Origin of the sequence: Granulicella mallensis MP5ACTX8 (genome assembly GCF_000178955.2) — a bacterium.
In the GTDB taxonomy this organism is placed as follows: Bacteria; Acidobacteriota; Terriglobia; order Terriglobales; family Acidobacteriaceae; genus Granulicella; species Granulicella mallensis.
Genome location: NC_016631.1, coordinates 2,722,617 through 2,742,970 on the forward strand (window position 1 = coordinate 2,722,617; position 20,354 = coordinate 2,742,970).

12 protein-coding genes are annotated in these 20,354 nt (G+C 54.1%); 6 read left to right on the top strand and 6 right to left on the bottom strand.

Annotated features, from left to right (window positions below):
• The first annotated feature begins 732 nt into the window (after positions 1 to 732).
• A complete protein-coding gene (locus ACIX8_RS11300) occupies positions 733 to 4,017 on the top strand; it encodes a TonB-dependent receptor (protein WP_044176598.1) in 3,285 nt (1,094 codons plus the stop codon).
• 109 nt (positions 4,018 to 4,126) lie between these two features.
• Here ACIX8_RS11300 and ACIX8_RS11305 read toward each other — a convergent pair whose 3' ends face one another.
• The 3 genes from ACIX8_RS11305 to ACIX8_RS11315 form a co-directional block, all read right to left on the bottom strand.
• Positions 4,127 to 4,627 (bottom strand): rhodanese-like domain-containing protein, encoded by a 501-nt coding sequence (locus tag ACIX8_RS11305; protein ID WP_014265468.1) that lies wholly within the window; start codon positions 4,625 to 4,627, stop codon positions 4,127 to 4,129.
• A gap of 201 nt (positions 4,628 to 4,828) precedes the next feature.
• On the bottom strand, positions 4,829 to 6,208 hold the full coding sequence (locus ACIX8_RS11310; protein ID WP_014265469.1) for a DUF1501 domain-containing protein: 1,380 nt from the start codon (positions 6,206 to 6,208) through the stop codon (positions 4,829 to 4,831).
• 36 nt (positions 6,209 to 6,244) lie between these two features.
• Positions 6,245 to 9,379 (bottom strand): PSD1 and planctomycete cytochrome C domain-containing protein, encoded by a 3,135-nt coding sequence (locus ACIX8_RS11315; RefSeq protein WP_014265470.1) that lies wholly within the window; start codon positions 9,377 to 9,379, stop codon positions 6,245 to 6,247.
• A 574-nt stretch (positions 9,380 to 9,953) separates the two neighbouring features.
• On the opposite strand from ACIX8_RS11315, the gene ACIX8_RS11320 reads away from it, so the two are divergent.
• Positions 9,954 to 10,535, top strand: a complete 582-nt coding sequence (locus ACIX8_RS11320) for a biotin transporter BioY (RefSeq protein WP_014265471.1) — start codon at positions 9,954 to 9,956, stop codon at positions 10,533 to 10,535.
• 32 nt (positions 10,536 to 10,567) lie between these two features.
• Entirely contained in the window at positions 10,568 to 11,041 is a 474-nt protein-coding gene (locus ACIX8_RS25235; protein WP_223295518.1) for a DUF1284 domain-containing protein, read from the top strand.
• Here ACIX8_RS25235 and ACIX8_RS11325 read toward each other — a convergent pair.
• Positions 10,965 to 11,894, bottom strand: coding sequence for a LysR family transcriptional regulator (locus ACIX8_RS11325; RefSeq protein WP_014265473.1), 930 nt, complete (start codon positions 11,892 to 11,894; stop codon positions 10,965 to 10,967). The genes ACIX8_RS25235 and ACIX8_RS11325 overlap by 77 nt on opposite strands.
• Before the next feature lie 902 nt (positions 11,895 to 12,796).
• Here ACIX8_RS11325 and ACIX8_RS11330 point away from each other — a divergent pair.
• From ACIX8_RS11330 to ACIX8_RS11340, 3 genes are all read left to right on the top strand, one after another.
• The gene (locus ACIX8_RS11330) at positions 12,797 to 16,567 is read left to right on the top strand and encodes a carboxypeptidase-like regulatory domain-containing protein (RefSeq protein ID WP_014265474.1); all 3,771 of its coding nucleotides are present in this window, start codon (positions 12,797 to 12,799) and stop codon (positions 16,565 to 16,567) included.
• A gap of 105 nt (positions 16,568 to 16,672) precedes the next feature.
• Complete coding sequence (locus ACIX8_RS11335) at positions 16,673 to 17,692, top strand: MBL fold metallo-hydrolase (RefSeq protein ID WP_014265475.1); 1,020 nt, start codon at positions 16,673 to 16,675, stop codon at positions 17,690 to 17,692.
• An 85-nt stretch (positions 17,693 to 17,777) separates the two neighbouring features.
• Positions 17,778 to 18,197, top strand: a complete 420-nt coding sequence (locus ACIX8_RS11340) for a c-type cytochrome domain-containing protein (RefSeq protein WP_014265476.1) — start codon at positions 17,778 to 17,780, stop codon at positions 18,195 to 18,197.
• Between the two features lie 55 nt (positions 18,198 to 18,252).
• Here the strand turns inward: ACIX8_RS11340 and ACIX8_RS11345 are convergent, their stop codons facing one another.
• Together ACIX8_RS11345 and ACIX8_RS11350 are read right to left on the bottom strand one after the other, a co-directional pair.
• The gene (locus tag ACIX8_RS11345) at positions 18,253 to 18,729 is read right to left on the bottom strand and encodes a c-type cytochrome (protein ID WP_044176601.1); all 477 of its coding nucleotides are present in this window, start codon (positions 18,727 to 18,729) and stop codon (positions 18,253 to 18,255) included.
• 126 nt (positions 18,730 to 18,855) lie between these two features.
• Positions 18,856 to 20,337, bottom strand: a complete 1,482-nt coding sequence (locus ACIX8_RS11350) for a DUF1501 domain-containing protein (protein ID WP_014265478.1) — start codon at positions 20,335 to 20,337, stop codon at positions 18,856 to 18,858.
• Positions 20,338 to 20,354: the final 17 nt, after the last annotated feature.

Genomic DNA, 20,354 nt, shown 5'->3' on the forward strand with positions numbered 1-20,354 from the left:
TCTCCTTGAAGTTGATATTGAGGGTGAACTGCGAACGATACAGGATCGGCACAAAGGAGGACGATTGGTCCGACAGTATTACGATGCCTGCGCCATGCCTAAACGCCGCAAAGGAGCAGCGCAAAAGTCTGGAAATGAGGTGGGATAGGAGCGCAATTGCAGGTTTGCAATCGTTTCGTGCAGCCGTTTAGGGCTAGTCCAGAAGAGGACAACAGAGGGAGTGTCGCGTTTGATGGTTCGCAAACATGGTGTGCCTTAGAAGCTAACGTACTTTCATTCCTTGTGCAATCCAGCACCTGGTAGTAACTAATATTTCGAAGGGATGATGATGCTCTATATCTCCACAGAGATAACTTCTCCAGCAGTTACCAACTGTTGGAGGAGTTATCGCCGAAAGATAGATAAAAGCATTGCAATTCGGAAATATCTTTAGTAGTATTCGGGAAATGCAATATTTGACGAAAATTTCTCTACGTTGTTGCCCGAACTTCCTGCAATCAGCAGATGTGAGCGGCTTCGTGGAGAGCGTCATCCAACCTATCTAGCAGTCCGGCAGACCTATAGGTCTGTGCTGCATAGGCCCACGAGATCCTCTCGTAGGCTTTTTCATTTTTACAACTAAAAATTCTGGAGGCAGGTGTGAGGCTTATTTCTATAAGCAGGCGCGCAGTTGCGTTTGTGCGTCCTGTTGTACTCATTGCATTGGTATCTATTGGTTTCAATGCGGTTCGAGTGAATGCCCAAAACGCCGCATCCATCTCGGGCGCGGTTCAAGACACCCAGAAGGCACAAATCCCTGGTGCACGAGTGGTTGCGATACGAGCGGAGACAGGCGATATCCACGAAACGAACTCCGATGGCTCCGGGTTCTTTTCTTTTCCCGTGCTGCTTCCGGGACACTACAACCTGAAGGTTGAAAAGGATGGATTCAGTCCCCAGGTACAGTCCGGCGTGCAGATCTTTACCGGAGGTACAACGCCAGTGAATTTTGTTCTGGATCCAGGACAAGTGGAAGAGCATATCGATGTCCAGGGGGACGTTGCTCTGCTGCAGACTGCGACCTCGGCGGTTTCGGATGTGATTGAAAACAAGACCATCGTCAACTACCCGCTGGTGGATCGCCGCGCAACCCAGTTGCAGAGGCTCAATGGTTTTGTGATTGGTGGTGGCACAGGTTCAGGTGCGTATTTTGCGATTGCCGGCGGTCGCGGAGGCAATGCAAACTACACGGTCGATGGTGGCACTACACAGAACCTGTTGCAAGGCGTACCGACGCAGATGTTCGATCTTCCTATCGACTCGCTCCAGGAGTTCAGCTTGAGTGTGAGCAACTACACCGCTGATCAGGGGCGATCGAGTGGCGGCATTATCCAGATGACTACCAAATCCGGTACCAATCAACTTCATGGCAGCGCCTATATCTACTATCGCAGCCAGAATCTTCAGGCGATTCCCGAGTTTGCGCCAATCAGTCCGATTACAAACAAGCCTATCAACGCTCCTTTGAGCTACAAGCTGTTTGGAGCCAGCATCGGAGGACCGATCAAAAAAGGCAAGACCTACTTCTTCTTTACCTATGAAGGAAAGGTGGAGACGACGACCAGCGTCCTCTCACTCAATGTGCCTACAGCCGCGGAACGGACGGGAGATTTCTCGGCCATCTCTACCCCCGTTATCGATCCTCGCACGGGGAAACAGGCCATAGGAGACAACGGAGCACTCAACGTACTACCCAGCTCTGAAATCGACCCTTATGGGCTAAAGTTGGCTTCCTATTATCCTTTGCCGAATGTTCCTGGAGCGGCGATCAACAATAATAACTTCGCGGCGAATGATTCGAATGTGCAGCTTTACAACGACTATGTGGTGCGTATCGACCATACCTTCAATGAAAGGAATTCAATCTACTTTCGCTTTCTAGCCCAGCCCGACCACGAAAATACACTGGATGTCTACCCGACAGCAGGGACGGATGGCTATGGCTCTCTTTCTCATAACTTTTACTACAACCCCTCCGCAACCTGGAATCACGCCTTTACTTCTGCGCTGCTCAATGAAGCGCGTTTTACGTTTACCAACCGCCAGGGCCTGTCGATCAGCCATGGGGTCAATTCCGCGGCCGCCACACAACTGGCGCTCCCTGGGACGAATCCTACTTTCTTCCCGGGAGCCACCCTTACTGGTCTGGCTGCGATTGGCAATACCTCGCAGCAGCAGCGTCTGCAAACCCCCATCATCAGCAATGAGTACACCGATAATCTCTCCTGGCAGCGAGGGAATCATCAGCTAAAGTTTGGAGTTGACTACCGTACTTCCGCAGACGGTGACCTGTACTCTCCTTCAGCGGGTGGCTTTTTTACCTTCACTCCTGCTGGGGCCAGTGCCAACTCGGCCGCAGGCAGTCTGGCGAATCTATTGTTGGGTGTTGTCAATACCGCCACCCGTCAAGAGACGGAGTATCTATACTCCTCAGCCTGGAGTTGGGGGCTCTACGCGCAGGACAACTGGCACGTGAACAATAAGCTCACCTTGAACTATGGGTTGCGTTGGGATGTTGACTCCCCTCGCTATCTGGAGAACAACCGCCAGAATTCGTTTGATACGAAGGCGATCAATCCGGTCTCCGGAACTCCTGGCGTGATTACTTTTTCAGGGATCAATGGACAGAGCCGTTATGCCAACAACTTCGACGACCATCTCTTTGGTCCGCGTTTTGGCTTTGCCTATACTCCACGGGAGCACACGGTCGTTCGTGGGGGAGCGGGAATTCTTTACCCTGGTGAATACGATCAGGCCACCCCGATCGTTCTCAACACCGGGTTTTCTAATGCCGTCACGATTAATTCTCCGAACTCCGTTGCGGGCACACCGGCTTTTCTGCTTAAGAACAACGGCACCCAGGGGACGGGCTTGGCTGTATTTCCGACGATTGCTCAATTGACGCCTGGATACGGTGCTGTTGCGGCACCTTACACTGCGCCCTATATTGCGCCGCAGTTTATAGCGCCCAAGCGTCTAACCGGGTATTTATATCAGACCAACCTTGATCTACAGCATGAGTTTGCAGGCAACCTGCTTCTTGATATTGGATATCTCGGAACCTTTGGTCATCATCTGGCCAGTCCCTTTGCGGAGAGCATCAACCAGATCACTCCTGCAAATCTGGCTACCTTGGCCAACGGAACCGCAACGGTAAAACCGCAAGCCTTGCGTCCTTTCCCTCAGTTCAGTAACGTGCAGAATCTCTATCCTGATATCGGGCAGTCACGTTATAACGGCATCAATATCGGTGTGCAGAAGCGGTACAGTCATGGGTTCCAGTATCAGTTGAACTACACCTACTCGAAGTTTATCGATAATGAAGAGTCGCGTAGTGAACTGGCTGGTTATCCCGGCATAGATACCTACACGGATTATTACAACCCGAAGGATCGCTTTGGTCTCTCCGGTAACGACGTTCGCAATCGGCTCATCGCCAACGGGGTGCTTGAGTTGCCGTTTGGCAGAGGGAAGTTAGTGAACGTGCAATCCGGCTGGCTGAATGAGGTTGTGGGGGGATGGTCGATCAGTGGGCTTGCCGAGATCCATTCGGGTACGGCGCTCAGCGTGATTGATGCAACCAATAACACGGGCAGCTACTCCGATGGCGTGCGGCCTAACCTGACAGGCAATCCAAATGGTCTGTCGAAGTCCAGATCTCGGGCAGCTAAAACGGCTGAGTGGTTCGATACAAGCGCTTTTACCCAAAATGCCGCGTATACCTTTGGCAATGCACCCCGTACCTTTGGCCGTGGACCTGATCTGGTAACCGCCGATCTTACGTTGCTCAAGAGAGTAGCGATCCACGAACAGCAGGGAATCGAGTTTCGCCTGGAGGATTTCAACGCCTTCAACCATGCAAACCTGGGTAATCCTAATACAGTTTTTGGTAATGCAAACTTTGGCAAGATCAGCACGCTTCAATCGGGAACTACCGGTTCCAGAACATTACAGCTTGCTGCTCATTACACCTTCTGATTCGTGCGGACTGCGATTGAAGTGGTCGGGAGAGAAAAGAAGATGCCCCAGCAGAGAATCTCTGCTGGGGCATCTTCTTATTTGGATAGAGTTGTTGTGGTATATCGATTTATTTGCCTTCTGTAGCGGCTACAGCATGAGTTGTACCGGTTTGTTCTGCGGCGGGCTTAGGTACCGCGATCTTCAGCAGTGTTCCACCTTCGGTCTCATAGGTCTGAGCGCCGATGGCTCCTGCTACTTCGAAGCCGTTGTCTGCCAGCAGGTCGGCTGCGACGGAGGCTCTCGCGGCGTGATTGGAGACTGTGATGATCAGTTTGTCTTTAGGAATTTCTCCAAGATGGCTTTTCAGATCCTTGATCTGAATGCTGAGATAGACGGGAAAGCCTCCGATCGAAGAGATCTCGTCGGGTCTGCGAACGTCGATGAGCAGCACTCGATCGGGATGGGCGATGAGGGCATCGAATTCTGCACGAGTTAGTTTCTTTGCCTTCGAGGCAGGTTGTGTTTCCTGCGTCTGATTCGGCTGGTGGGTCGAGGCAGGGGATTGCCGTGCGAACGCTATGGTTGATAAGAAACCGATGGCGCTAATTGTCGCTATTTTCTTCAACATGATTCATCTCCTCTTTCGTTGATCTTTGGTGTTTTCCTTAAAAAGGAATGGCCCGCTCACAAGGTATTGGCGAGCGGGCCTATTGATTTGGAGGCGATAAATCGCACCTGGACTCAAGTGAGGTGATAGGTCGCCGCCTGCCGCTTGCATAAGCGATACAGGGACGGGCAACAATTCATGCGGTGGGCGTGGTTTGTCATTTTAGGCGAAGACCTGACGTTGAACGACACCCGCTACATTGGTCAGACGGAAGTCGCGACCGGCGTAGCGGTAAGTAAGCTGCTCGTGATCGATGCCCATCAGTGCCAGCAGTGTGGCGTGCAGATCATTGATGTGCATACGACCATCAACGGCTGTCATGCCGATCTCATCGGTGCCGCCGTAGCTAAAGCCTTTCTTGACTCCAGCACCGGTAAGGAACATCGCGTAGCCAGTGATGTTGTGGTCCCGTCCATCGGCTCCCTGCGAGGTGGGTAGCCGTCCGAACTCCGAACCGAAGAGTACCAGTGTATCTTCGAGTAGGCCGCGCTGCTTCAGATCTTCCAGCAGGGCAGCGGTAGGCTGATCGATTCTGCGGCTCTGTTCGATGAGGCCGTTGTGCAGGTTGGTGTGATGATCCCAGCCCGGCTGGCGAATCTCAACAAAGCGAACACCGGCTTCGCTGAGCCTGCGGGCCATCAGGCACTGGCGGGCGAAGGAGCCTTCTAGACCCGGCTTGACGCCATAGGCATCGAGTACATGCTGCGGCTCCTTGGAGATATCCAATAGTGCCGGCACACTATCCTGCATGCGAAAGCCTAACTCGTAGGACTTGATCACTCCGTCCACGGCTTCCGGCGCACCCGCATAGGAAGCTACTTCGTGATTGAGGTCCTGGATGAGATCGATCTGCTCGCGTTCGAGAGCTCTGGACGTGGTCGCTGCGATATTCGGCATGCCGCCTGCATCACTTATCGCTGTTCCTTGATAGTAGGCGGGAAGAAAGGCGCTGCCATAGTTCGATGCTCCGCCAAAGGCGACGGGGGGATTGATCGTGACATAGCCGGGAAGATCCTGATTTTCCGTGCCAAGCCCATAGAGTAGCCACGAACCCATACTGGGGCGAGTTAGTGATGCGTTGGCACTCCCCGTATGTAGCTGCACGACAGCCTGCGGGTGAGCAGGCGTATCGGTGTAGAGACCGCGCAGAAAGCATAGGTCATCGGCGTGCCTGGCAATATTCGGCATTAATTCTGAGAACCATGCCCCCGAACTTCCATATTGCTTGAACTTGAATTTAGAAGCAGTGATCGTTCCACCGCCAGGCCCGGATTTTCCATCTCGCTTTTCAAGCTCCGGCTTGTACTCAAAGGTGTCTACACTCGACATGGCACCTTCTTGAAAGAGGAAGATAATGCGCTTGGCTTTGACTGGAAGGGGCGGCCGCTTTGGCGCCAGTGGGTTCAGAGCGTTTAGTTCAGCGGCAGAGGCCTTATTCGCAAGGGAGCCCAGAAGGCCAGCCAATGCGAGATGGCCGAAGCCTGCGCCGGCAGCACGCAGAACATTACGACGAGTTGTGATGAGAGGTTTATATTCCGGCATATCTAGCTTCTCCATGATCGTTTTCAAGCGTGTGTGTTATCTGACAAACTGAAAGGCCGCGGAGCCGTACAGCGATTGCACAAAGGCTGCCCAGGCTGCTTGTTTCGCAGTATCTGCTGGCGAGACAGGCGAATCATCCTGTTTCTCGTTGGCGTTCTCAACCGCATCATCTTGTGCCAGGCCATCTGAGCGAACAATGCCCGCTGTGATGGAAGAATCCTGGCTTCCGACGAGTGCGAGGTGTGCTGCGCCTGGGGTGGTAGCCGCAGGATGCGATTTGCTCCAGGTGTCCGCGTAACGCGCAAGGAAGGCTTTCACTCTTGCGGTGTCTTGCGGGGTAGGAGCGTGCCCAACGACTCGTTCATAGGTCTGTCGAATCCGTTCTGTATCGCTTTGAGACCGATTAGCTAGCAGGCTATCGGCAAGTTTTGCGGACTGCTGGCGAACGAACGGTGAGTTGAGCATGAACAGGGCCTGTGAAGGGACGGTCGTTGAGTCACGCTGTCCCGTTACGAGCGTCTGCGTCACTGGATCGAAGGCTGCCAGTGGACGAGGAATCTCATCTCGAAGAAGTGGCAGGTAAACACTTCTATAGTGGCTGCGATCCGCGGCAGACAGAATCGAGTGAACGACCGGACCATCGTCGCGCATCTCAATCATCCGCAGCGCCATGGAAGGCGAGCCCTTAGGGTGATCTAGATTGAGCTGGCCGGACGATGCCAGGATGCTGTCGCGAATCTCCTCAGCTTCCAGGCGGCGCGGGGCGTGCCGCCAGACGAAATGATCCGCGGGATCGATGTCACGGTATCCAGGTGGAATATCTGAACCTAGCCGGTAAGCACGAGTAAGAACAATCTCCCGGACAAGTTTCTTAGTCGACCATCCATTCCGGATGAAATCCTGTGCGAGGTAGTCGAGTAACTCCGGGTTTGAGGGTTGATCTCCCGTGGTGCCGAAGTTATCCAGACTACTTACAATGCCTGTCCCAAATAAATGCTGCCAGACCCGGTTTACATACACTCTCGACGTCAGTGGGTTATCGGGACGAGTGATCCATTGCGCCAGTTCCAGACGCCCGCTGTGATTTGCTGGAATCTGTTGTGTATTCGGCAGGCTAACCAGCGTCAGGAATCCTCTGGGTACGGCTGGCCCATGACGTTCTTCTACTCCGCGAATACGGACGGTGGTATCGGCTATGACTCCATCATGCACACTGTGTACACCGTAACCACGTTCTCCCAGATCGTTGATGAGTTGAAGATCTTCTCTATGTTGAATAAAGTTTTGGGTAATTGCCAGACGCCGCTGTTTCTCGGCTGCGGACAGCGGTGGCTGGATGGGGTTTATCTTCTTTGCTGCCTCCTCTTTTTTCTGGATGACCTGTAAGGCGTCGAATTCTTTTTTTGCTGCGTCTGTTTCAGCTTTTAATTTGTCGATCTGTGTTTGTGGGATAGCGGGAGCTTGCGAGGCCGTACTGAGGTAGCCAAGCTGTTTGGGCTCGTAGTAGGCCAGGCTGCTGCCGCCCATCTTGCTGCCCAGGCCTGCGGCGTCTACCGTGCTGGTGAATATGCCGGCCAATGCATAGTAGTCGGTGGCTGGAATGGGATCGAACTTATGGTCATGGCACCGGGCGCAGGATACGGTGAGGGCCATGGTGGAACGGGTGACGGTGTCGATCTGATCGTCAACGTTGTCCATCTTGAAGCGGGCCTTGAAGCGTTGGTTGACGTCCTTGGGGCCCAGGGCAAGATATCCGGTAGCTATGAGTAAGCGGTCGTGTTCGGCTGGTGTTGCAGCGGGAAGCAGATCTCCGGCTAACTGCTCCTGAAGGAAGCGGTTGTAGGGAACATCTCGATTGACGGAGTCAATGACGTAATCGCGATAGCGCCACGCATTGGGGTAGGGCATGTTGCGCGAAGGGCCGGAGGACTCCGCATAACGCGCTACATCCAGCCAGTGGCGGCCCCAGCGTTCTCCAAACTGCTGTGAGGCCAGGAGACGATCCACGAGGCTGGTGTAATCCTGCGCAGAGTGATTCTTCTGGAAGGTCTTCACCTCTGCTGGTGTAGGAGGAAGGCCGGTAAGGTCGTAGCTCAGGCGGCGAATCAGGGTAACTGGATCAGCCTCTTTGACCGGAGCTAGTTTCTTCTCTTCAAGCTTAGCCAGAATGAAATGGTCGATATTAGTCGATGACCACGAGTTATCAGCCACCGCTGGAATTGCCGGATTGGTGAGGGGCTGCCAGGACCAGTAATGAGACCGTAGCTTTGGATAGGCCGCTGCAAGCCGGGCAGGCGTCTGCGGAAGCTTCTCGGTCTCGTCCGGCCATGCGGCGCCGTTTTTGATCCAGGTCTCCAGAATGGCAACTTCCTCCGGAGGAAGTGCTTCATCGGTCTCCTGGGGCATGCGCTTCTTCGCATCGGCCGATTTAACTCGCGCGATGAGAAGACTCTTCTCCGGGTGCCCGGGAATAATGACTGGGCCGTCACTGCCGCCTGCGAAGATACTGATGCCTACATCGACACGCAACCCGCCGGCTTCTTTGAACGCATCCGAGTGGCAGTTATAGCAACGATTGACCAGAATAGGACGAACGTTCTTCTCGAAGTAAGCTAACTGCTCGGCCGTCGCTGGCCTTGGATACGGAATGACTCCAGCATGGACAGCCTGCTGGCCTGTGGTGGCACTGGAGGAGCCTGCGTTCTTACCGGCAGACCATAGGGCACCTTGTTGGATCCAGGCCTTCAGGTCGGCAATCTCTTTTGCGGAGAGCGGTTCGTCTTCGCCTTTGGGCATGCGTGTCTTGGTGTCAGTAGACAGAACACGCTGCAAGAGAAGACTATCGTCCGGCTTGCCAGGAATAATCGCGGGGCCTGACTTCCCACCCTTCAGCAAAGCGTCGCGATCATCTACCAGCAGACCGCCGGCAGACCGAGTCTGCGTAGAGTGGCAGTCATAGCAATGATTGGTAAGAATCGGCTGAATATTCTGGTCAAAGAATGCCGTTTGCTCCGGCGTAGGCGTCTGGGGAGGGGGCGTAGATGTTTGCGGAGAGATACGTGCGGCCGTAACCGGTGTGATCCGGTTAGAAGCGATAAGACCACCTAGCAGGAGCGTAGTGACAAAGAGGCCTGCGTATACGGGCCTGACTCTCTTTAAATGTGTGTTCATGCAAACCCTTTAGGCAACACTCAAGTGCCCTGCATGTGAAGCATGCGGAGATAGGAAGTATCTGAGAGTCATGCAGGCAGACGGAGATATCCGCGGGCATGGCTGAGATCAGAGATGAATTTTAGAAGGGGGTGTTACAGGAACTAGCAACAACGGCGACGAAGAGTCGCGCTGGGAGAGAACACAGAACCAGATAGCAATATATAAGTTTTCTGCATTGATATTGATTGAGCCACGGGTGAATAGAAAAGTCAAGGAATATTTGAATTATCGACCTGCATTTGAATGATTCATTCAAATGCAGGTCGATAATTCAAAATAAGTCAGCTTTGTCCGAAGGGATAAGGGGAATCCCAACCAACGGCAGTTCGGAAGGGTTATGCGTTTCAAGGTTGGGGAAGAGCCTCGCACGCGGCACCGCCACGCCGGCCTCCAGTGCCGCAGATTTTAGCTATTGGCGCATATAGTTTAGATTCTCAACTATAAAGATCAATACGAAACCTCGATTGCTCAATCTTCAATGAAGATGCACGCTGAATAGAGCTTGCAAGAAAGAACTAGCGCGAGGTTTTCCATGCAAAACGTGACGGCTGCCCCTTCCTTTTCTCTGCCCAGCAACGAACTTCTTGCCGGAAAGATTCTCCGAGTCGCCCTCGGCACGCTTGTACTTACGGCCTCCTCCTGGATCTCGATTCCCCTGTCTCCCATCCCCATTACCATGCAGACGTATGCGGTAATCGTGATCGGCTCGTTGTTTGGGGCTCGCATGGGGGCTATTACGGTACTGGCATGGCTGGCCGAGGCCGCGATCGGGTTCCCGGTTCTTGCCCAGGGAGCTGCTGGCCTGCCTGTATTCTTTGGGCCGTCCGCTGGATATCTTGCCAGCTTTCCTGTGATTGCCGCCTTTGCCGGCTGGTTTTCCGATCGCAAGTTCGACAGCGGACCGATCCGTTCGCTATTCACGATGCTTGCAGCCAATGCCATCAATCTTGGTCTTGGGGTGATGTGGTTGGCCGCCCTCCTCGGGTGGCATCGTGCCGTCATCGTCGGCTTCATGCCCTTTTGGATTGGCGGGATCGTCAAGGCCGTTCTGGCGACCACCACGGTACTCCTGATCCGCGGAGGCCGCGCTCGGCGCGCAACCGACGCGCGATGACGATCAGGCTTCGTCCCCACCATCTGCTTTGCATGCTGACTTTTGTAGGGGAAGGCTATACCCCTGCTTTCGTTGAGAACCTCGCACAGGTGATCGATCGCATTGCAGCGGGTAAAGAGGAGATAGAGATCATTGAAGGGCCTGATGACATCTGCGCAGGACTCCTGTCGGAAGGGGACTGCCACTGTCATAACGCCAGTGTTTTGATCCGGGACCAGCAGGCGGCAATCGCTGTCGGCGAACTGCTGCAACAGCCGATTCACGCGGGAACACTGTTGCAGCCGACAGACGATCTTCTTGGACGCCTGCGCCAGGCCTTTGCCTCTGGAACGATCCGCCAGGCGTGTACCGGCTGTCAGTGGTTCTCTATCTGTAGCCAGGTGGCTGGAGACGGCTTCAACGCGACGCGTCTGCTCAGTGGAATCCTGATCAATCGTCGCCTTCCAGCTCGAAATCGCCCACCTCAGAGGTGGGTGAGGAGCGGACGGTGCCTGTGGCAAGGGTAAAGAAAGCATTTCCGGCACGCGTCAGCGGCAGGTCGTTGCGCGAGATGAGGGCGAGGTCCCGTGGAATGTTGACCCCCTCTATATCGATGGCTTGTAAAAGTCCTCGGTTGAGTTCGTCGACGACGTTGATGCGTGGCAGGAAGCTGATCCCCAGGCCCCCAATAATCAGGCGTTTCAGCAACTCGCTGGAGTCGAGCTCCATGGCAATGCGCCGGGCTGTCTTGTTCTGGACGAACAGATGGTCGATCATCTCGCGCCGGCGGCCTTCTTTGGGAACAAGAAATCCGTACTGTGCGGCATGCGACAGCGTGACGGATTCCAGAGTGGTCAGGGGATGCCCCGCAGGCACCACAAGCACCAGCTTGTCTTCGTGAACCACCTCGACGTGGAGGCGCGGGTCTTTCACAGGCAGGGAGACAATGCCGAATTCCACCTCGCGATCCAGAACCAGCGCCAGGGTCTTGGACCGCTCGGCACGAACGATGTTGAGGGCGACGCGAGGGTATTGCTTTTTGAACTTGGAGATCAGAAGAGGCAGGACGTAGAGCGCTGTGGAATCGTTTGCGCTGACTGTCAACGTGCCGCGCGGCATACGCTCCAGGTCAGCCAACGTGAGTTGGATGTGCTTCAGTTGAATGAGGGACTGTTCCGCGAAGGGTTGAAAGACCCTGCCGGCTGCGGTCAGTGTCACTTTACTGCCGCCACGGTCCAACAGTCGATGCCCGAGGTGTGTTTCGAGAGCTCTGATCTGGGCAGAGATGGAAGGCTGTGTAACGTGCAGCTTCTCTCCGGCACGCGAAAAGCTCCTCTGGCGTGCCACCTCAAGAAAAGTATTTAACCAGTCAAAATCCATTTTGGCCCTTTGCAGAGTTTATGCAGCGAGGAGTGCGTGGCGTCTCAGTCCATATCCTTCCGGCTGCGCCCGGGAGTTTTCGTGTGAGCCACTCAAGGCTGCTTAGCGGGGTCGTTCGTACGACCCGGTTGGATTGAGTTCACCTTCGCGTGCCTGGCTCACGTCGATGAATTTCCTGGATGTTCCTATCTGTCGAACTTTACTGCCTCCTCGGCAGGGCCATGGTGAAGGGACGGCGGTGTCTTCGCCATGGGAGTCACCGCAGATCCAGCCAAATTGAAAAAGCTTTCTGCTTCAACGGTAGATGAAAACAAATGTTTCGCATAGGAAATACTGTGAATCGCATTATAGCCTATACGGCCAATACGAAAATCCCATACTGCAAGGTCGATGGCCCGCGCAGACTCATTTTGTAGCGCTTGAAGAGCGAGGTCTGAGAGCTTCCAGGACGTTGATTCGTCTCGGAGACAGTAGCTGAGCGTGGATGAGGCGGTGGTTGTGTAGCCGAAGGAGTGAAGGGCAAAGAAACATTCTTCCAGATTGAGCCCGGGGAGAGTGTATTTCGCTAGACCTGACAAAGATTTGTATCTAGCTTTTTACTGCAAAGAAAAACAGTATCTAAATTCTCTATCCAGAGAATAGGTAAATGCCAGTTTTCTTGATTTATGCAAAGTGCCTTCGCATAATCGACTCACGGTATTTCATAAACATTAAAAAATTCCAGAGCTCTACCGACGCTGACCAGATTCAGCCAGTATTTGCCTTCCATGCCGAATGATCGGTTGGCGTGTAAAGTCCTCGTTCGTCCTAAAAACCTGCAGGGTGCTGTCGCAGCTAGCACTGCGCGTAAGCAGTTAGGCCATGCCTACTCTGCCGACTCTGCTTTTCCATGGAGAATGTATATGCAGACTCGCTCTATTCGATATAGCACCACTCTTTTTCTTGCCTTTCTGTTTGCGGTCGGGGCCCCCTGGCTCTTAGCTCAGACGAACACGACGGCGCTATCTGGAACGGTGACGGATGCAACAGGTGCAATCCTTCCAGAAGTGAGTGTGAGTCTTTCGAATGAGGCGACTGGCAGTGTGCAGAATACGCAGACAAAGTCCAAAGGCGAATTTTCGTTTGAGCAGATACCTCCTGGGACTTACGACGTGAAGGTCGTCGCGCCAGGGTTCGCGGAACTGGATCAAAAGGTGGAACTACTCGTATCGACACCGGTCAAACTGACCTTCAAGATGACCGTAGGCACGAATGAAGTTGTGAATGTCGAAACCAGCCTGGCAGAGGTAAATACTACGGATGCTACGCTGGGGAAGGCTTTCAATAGTGCACAGGTGCAAAACCTGCCGTACCTTGCGAACAACGTTACCTACCTTCTCTCCTTGCAGCCGGGCGTTCTCGCATTGGACAGCGGTTCGCAGACCGGTGGATTGAATGCTGACCCGAGAACGGGCATTGTCAACGGCGCCCGCCAGGATCAGAGCAACATCTCGCTGGACGGTGTGGACAATAACGACCAGGTGTTCGGCTATGCCTTCAACGGTGCGTTGCGCTCCACGCGCGATTCGGTCGAAGAGTTTCGGGTAACGACGACGAATGCCAATGCGGATTCCGGGAGATCGTCGGGGGCACAAGTGTCGCTCGTTACACGGAGCGGAACCAATAAATTCCATGGCAGTGCTTACGAGTATTATCGTGATCCCGGTACTACTTCCAACAACTGGTTTATTAAGCAGGCGCAGCTGAGTTCGGGAGAACCCAACATTGCGGCCAAGGTTTTGGAGCATACCTATGGAGCTTCGCTGGGGCTCCCCATCCTGAAAGATAAGTTGTTTTTCTTTGGGGCGTATGAGGGATTCAAGCAGGCGAGCGATGTCCCAGTTGGCGAGACGGTGCCGTCAATTATTGGTGGCGGCGGTCTTGTTACCGGTAACGTAACGTATGAGGCCTGTCCCAGTTCGGCAAATTGCCAAAATGGAACTACCCATAAGACACTCACTCCGGCAGACATTGCGCAGTTGGATGGAAGGGCTCTCGATTCAGCCTGCAATCCCGCTTCACTCTGCACCGCTCCGAGCACGGATGCCGCAGCCATTGCTTACTTCAAGCAGTTTCCCATCGCTAACTCCAATGGAGCCGGCGATGGTTACAACACGGGTGGTTATAACTTTACCTCACCCGCGCCGGTTCATCAGATTACGAATATTGCTCGATTGGACTACACCATCAGCTCACGGCAGTCGCTCTTTGTGCGTGGTAATCTGCAAAGCGATAACCAGGCGACGCCGCTCCAGTTTCCCGGTCTACCCGCTGCTGCGAATATCTTTGGTAATAGCAAAGGCATTGCAGCAGGCCATACCTGGTCCATTAACGACAATATGACCAACAACTTCCGCTATGGCTTTATACGCATGGGGAGCGCCACAAGAGGCACCGGCAGTCTGCCCAACGTTAAGTTCGGTGCTTTCGATAATTTGAATGCTACGACGACCACGACGATCTATGACGTTGTGACCAACAATATCGTAGATGACTTTACATACGTGAAGGGGCGGCACACGATACAGGTTGGTGCGAACTTCCAGATACTCTCGAACGGAGAGTACTTCGACGCTCCGCTGGTAGCGACTGCGAATGTAAGTCCCAATCTTTTGGCGACTGCTGCGATCGCCAATCAAGGAGGGAGCCTTGATCCAGCGGCTTTTGCCTGTGCCGATTGCGGAACAGTATCGGCTGCCTTTTCTAACTTCTACAACAATGCGGTCATCTCGAACGTCGGAGCGATCGAGACGGCTACCTCCGGAACTGAGTTCGAGGTGAAAAATGGTTCTCTGAATCCTTTGGGGGCAGGTGTTATTCCTACCCATACCTTCCGTAATCTTGAACAGGAGTATTACGTTCAGGATCAATGGAAGGCTACGTCGCGATTCACACTAACGGTTGGTCTGCGTTATGTTCATCTCGGCGTTCCGTATGAGAAGAATGGACAGCAGATTGCCCCTACGATCTCGGCCGATACTTTTCTAGCGGATCGTACCGCGGCGGCCGATGCTGGCACCGCATACACTACGCGCATTGCGTTTCGTGCCTCTGGTTCTCCGAATGGTCAGCCCAACTTCTGGACTCCACAGAATCTCAACTTCGCTCCTCGTATTGCGTTTGCCTATGCTACGCCGGATAACAAGACATCGGTCCGCGGAGGCTTCGCTCTCGCCTACGATCACTTTGGCGCAGGTGTTATCGATTCCTATCAGTCAAACCCCCAGTCGCTTCTCTCGCTGTCGCAGACCAATCTTGCTACGTATACGGACATCAACTCGAACCCACGCTTTACCGGCTATCACGATGTTCCGACAGTACCGGGAGCTACGGGATCTCTGACATTACCGTACACGCCCGCAGATAGCCCCTTTACCTTCGATTACAGCATCAACGATCATCAGAAAACTCCATACGCAGAGACCTTCAACCTGACGTTGGAGCATCAGCTTCCTCATAGTCTGGATGTAACGGCATCGTATGTCGGACGCCTGGGGCGTCACCTGTTTGCGAATCTGGATATTGCGCAGCCAACCAATCTTTATGATCCAGCCAGTGGCCAGTCTTACTTTCAGGCGGCTACTGCCTACGATAAGATGGTTGACGCCGGGGTAGGGGCCGCGAATGTGCCGGATACAGGCTATTTTCATAATATCTTCCCCAACTTCAGCTATAACGGCTATAAAGGCGCGCAGGCCTACTATGCTGTCTTCGCCAATAACCGAGGCAACGAAACAAACGTTCTCTTCCAGGCGGATACCGACCCAACCGCTTCACCGGGTGGGCAGTCCTTCCGCTACTTCTTCCCTCAGACCTCTTCTATTTTTGTCCAATCCAGCATTGGGACAAGCAACTACAACGCCCTGCAGCTTTCTGTGCGCCAGGCTCTGAAGTACGGTCTGGAGTATGACGTGAACTACACCTACTCCAAATCAATGGATGAAGGCTCCGATCCGGAGAGAAATGGGACGTCCGGAAGTCCCATCATCAACACCTTTGGCAGACATCAGATGTACGGGGTCTCGGACTTCGATGTTCGCCACAATCTCACCGCCAACTACTCCATACCACTACCTTTCGGCAAAGGAACCCCATTTTTGAACAAGGGTGGTCTACTGGATCGTCTCGTGGGAGGATTTCAATTGAATGGAGTTGTTCACTACAGCACTGGTTTTCCCTTTAGCGCCTTGGCCACAGGCAACTGGGGGACCAATTTTGCGTTCTCCAGCAATATGGTGGAGACCAGTCCGATCCCAACGGGCGGACATCACTATGTTGCAAGTAATCAGACCGAGACAGCACTGAATGGAATTACGTCACAGCAGGCACATGCAAATCTTCGGTTTGCTTATGTGGGAGATAGTGGTCAGCGTAATAACTTCCGTTCTGATGGCTATCTCTCCATCGACGATGGTTTGTCGAAATCCTTCCATACCTTTGGCGAGCAAAGATTGAGGATCTCCGCGGAAATCTTCAATGTGATCAATACAAACCGTTTTGGGATCGTGCAGAATGACGGTACCAGCAGTAACTTCGGCGTATACCAGAACCAGCCTGCAGTCTCGACCGGTGGCCCAGGGTCGCTGCTGCTGCAGCCTCGACAGATGCAATTTTCGGGCAAGTATATCTTTTAGGGTTTATTGAAAGGGCCGGTGTAGGTTTCATTCGCACTGGTTTCATCTTTCAAAACTTAAACTCCAGTCATTTGATTGGGCCAACTGGTAAGTATTGAGGCACGTGTGAACAAGATATCTTTTGCTTTGACGAATCTGGCGGCAGTGCTTTGCCTTGCCGTATGTTCCGCTCATGCACAATTGCCTGAGCCCGATGGCGGGACGATTGAGCGTGGTGTCCTGCCTACTCGGTGGCTGTCAGAGGGATTGAAGTGCATGGAGATTCCTGAATGGCAGGTGCACGAGTACAACCCAAACTTCTTTCTTCTGCGCCAGTCTCCCTGTACGGATTATGAGAAGCCTGTTGTCTTTCTCTTCTTCGGGAAGGACAAGGCGATGCTGATCGACACGGGGTCGAGGAAAGGCAATCTCGCTCCTTCTCTCCAGTGGGTCGTGAAAAACTGGCTGGCAAGGAATGGCCGGACCAGCATTCCGTTACTTGTGGTCCATACTCATGAACATGGCGACCATATAGCGGGTGATGCGGCACTCCAGGCTATGAACGATCCGGCAATACCCGTGACCTTTCTTGCTCCTACGGATCTGGAGGCGGCGAAGCGCTTCTATGGAATTACGAACTGGCCCACCGACATCGGCCACATCGATCTTGGTGGACGCATGATCGACGTGATTCCAATTCCGGGACACAGTGCGCTGAGCATTGCGTTTTACGATCGACGGACGGCGATTCTTCTGTCGGGCGACACCCTCTATCCGGGACGACTCTATGTGCAGGACTTCGCAGCCTTTCAGGCGAGCACGGAGCGGCTGATCGAATTCACGAAGGGTAAGCCGGTAGCCCATATTCTGGGGAATCATATCGAGGAGACAAATACGCCGTTTCTGGATTACCCGGTAGGCACGATCTATCAGCCGAACGAGCATGAACTGGCGTTATCGCGGGGATCGCTGCTGGAGTTGGAAGATGCGCTGCTATCGATGCATGGCGTTCCGCAACGGATGGCGCTCCGGGACTTCTCGGTATGGCCTTCGGGACGGCAGTTTGCAAAACCCGGGGACAAGGAAAAGTACGAGAAGCATGCGAAGGAAGAGAAGGAAAAGATGTGGGAGCATTCGTTACAGTAGAGATGAATGGGATCATAGCAAAGCATCGATAGTCTATCTTTAGGTTTTGCATCATCGAAGGTTTCTTCGATTTATGAGGAGGAATATGAAGTCAGGTGTTGGTCTTATGGGTTTCAGCATTGCAGCTCTGGTATCTGTATCCGTCGCGTTCAACACAACATCCGTTCAGGCTCGCGAGGATGCCGCGAAGCCTGAGTTCTATACAACGCGCGTCAAGCCGATCTTCGATGAGAACTGCGCGCGTTGCCACGGGGGACCAAACCATCGTGGAGGATTGAATATGGATACCCGCGAGGCTCTGCTGAAGGGCGGACGTGATGGCGCGGTGGTGGTACCGGGAGATCCGGCAAAGTCTCTGCTGCTCACGTTGATCCGTCATGAAGGGCCAGCGAACGATCCCAAGGATATGCCCCCGAACAAGTCAAAGCTTTCGGATGCCGATATCAAGACCGTGATGGACTGGATCAAAGCGGGAGCGATCATGCCGCCAGCAGTCGCACAGTAAAAATAACGTCGCTTATACAGACGAAGAAACGCACAAGCCAATTGGCTTGTGCGTTTTACTTTGAGGAACCGTTATAGACAGCAGGGCTGCCGAGGATGCCGGCCTTGGGGAGATGACGGATGTAGAGAACCATCTGCCACATCTCATCATTAGAGAAGTCGCCATTGGACGGGGGCATGCCGGAAGGATAGATGCCATTCTTGATAATCCACTTGAGCTGCCCGTCGGTATAGGCCTGAACCTGGGGAAGGGCGAGCGAGGGGACTGGGGGAGAGATGGTCGCGGCAAAGGGGACGCCGGTATTCTGGCCATCGAGGCCATGGCAGACCATGCAGTAGGAAGTAAAGAGTTCCTTTCCTTCTTCGATGTTTTCGGCGCTCGCCTTGATCGGATTGATATCCTTTTTGCCCCCGACGGTGATGTGGTGCTTGGTCCAGTAAGCGACCTTGGTTTCGGTGGGCGAGGGAGGGGTAGCGCGGCAGCCCGCAAGGACTAGCGTCGAAAGCAGAAGGATGGCTGGCAGGTGCTTCATGGGTCCATTCAAATTGAGGATTGGGATCAAGGTAGTTTGTGTCTCATCATAAACGCCACCCAACGATGATGGAAGTATCGACATCGTTAGGTGGCGCTTTGATTTGCCTGAGAACGGGTCTTCCGGTTAGGCGATGATGTCGTGAATGACGTTTCCAGCAACGTCCGTAAGGCGGAAGTCGCGGCCGCTGGAGCGGAAGGTGAGCTTGGTGTGATCGATACCCATCAGGTAAAGAATCGTAGCGTGGATGTCATGGACGTGGACGGGTTTGTCGACGACCTTCCAGCCGAAGTCATCGGTGGCGCCATAGGTCATGCCGCCTTTGACGCCGCCGCCGGCGAGCCACATCGTGAAGCCGTGGGGATTGTGATCGCGGCCAGCGTGAGTGCCCGCGCCGCCGAGTTCAACGACCGGGGTGCGGCCGAACTCCGAACCGCAGACGATGATGGTCTCGTCGAGAAGACCGCGAGCCTTTAGATCCTTGATGAGTGCCGCGAAGGGCTGATCGGAGTCCTTCGCATTTTTGCGGTGAGCCTGGATGTCCTGGTGCGCATCCCACGGATCGCCAGCGGAGTAATAAACCTGGACCATGCGAACGCCGCGCTCGATGAGGCGGGCCGCTGTAAGGCAGCCGCGAGCCGTTGAGCCTTCGCCGTACATCTTGATGGTCGCCGCAGACTCCTTGCGAACGTCGAAGACATCAGGGGCTTCGGTCTGCATGCGATAGGCCGTCTCCATTGAGCCGATCGTGGCTTCGAGCTGGGGATCAGCATCCGCTACGTTGCCGTAGGTCTCTTCTTCGTTGAGAGCATCCAGCTTTTTGACGAGTTCCAGTTCCTTGCGCTGCTGCGTGATGTCGTACTTCGAGTTATGGATGTCGGGAATCAGCTTGTAAGGATCGAAGTCCTTCGAGCTCGTGTCGCTCGACACATAAGTCGCCTGGTTGACGGCAGGAAGGAAGCCGGAACTCCAGAGCGGTGGACCCACGGTGGTGGGAACCTTGGGGCAGAGAACCACGAAGCCGGGAAGGTTCTTGTTGGTCGTACCGAGGCCATAGGTCAGCCAGGAGCCCATGGAGGGGCGGCCAATGATGTTCGCGCCGGTGTTCATCATGATGAGCGCGGGCTCGTGGTTGGGAATCTCCGTGAAGACGGATTTGACGACGCAGATGTCGTCGGCGCAGGCACCCACGTTGGGGAAGAGCTCCGAGACTTCGAGGCCGCTCTTGCCGTAGCGCGAGAACTCGAAGGGCGACTTCATCAGGGTGCCGGTCTTGCGCTCGTGGCCCAGATCGCCACCGGGCATAGGCTGCCCGTGGTACTTGGTGAGCATCGGCTTGTTGTCGAAGCTGTCGATGTGAGACAGGCCACCGTTCATGAACAGGAAGATGACGTGCTTGGCCTTGGGCTTGAAGTGCGGATCGCGGAGCATCCAGGGGTTGGTGGCAGCCGTGTCCGCGGCGACCGAGCCGGGATTCTTCGCGTTGAGGGTTTCCGCCTCCGCGAGAGACTCGCCGAGCATACCGGCGAAGCTCATCATGGCGAATCCGCCGCCAATCTTGCGGAGTGCATCACGACGATTGATAGGTTTCGGCTTCTGACAAGACATAGTCTGATCTCCTGGTT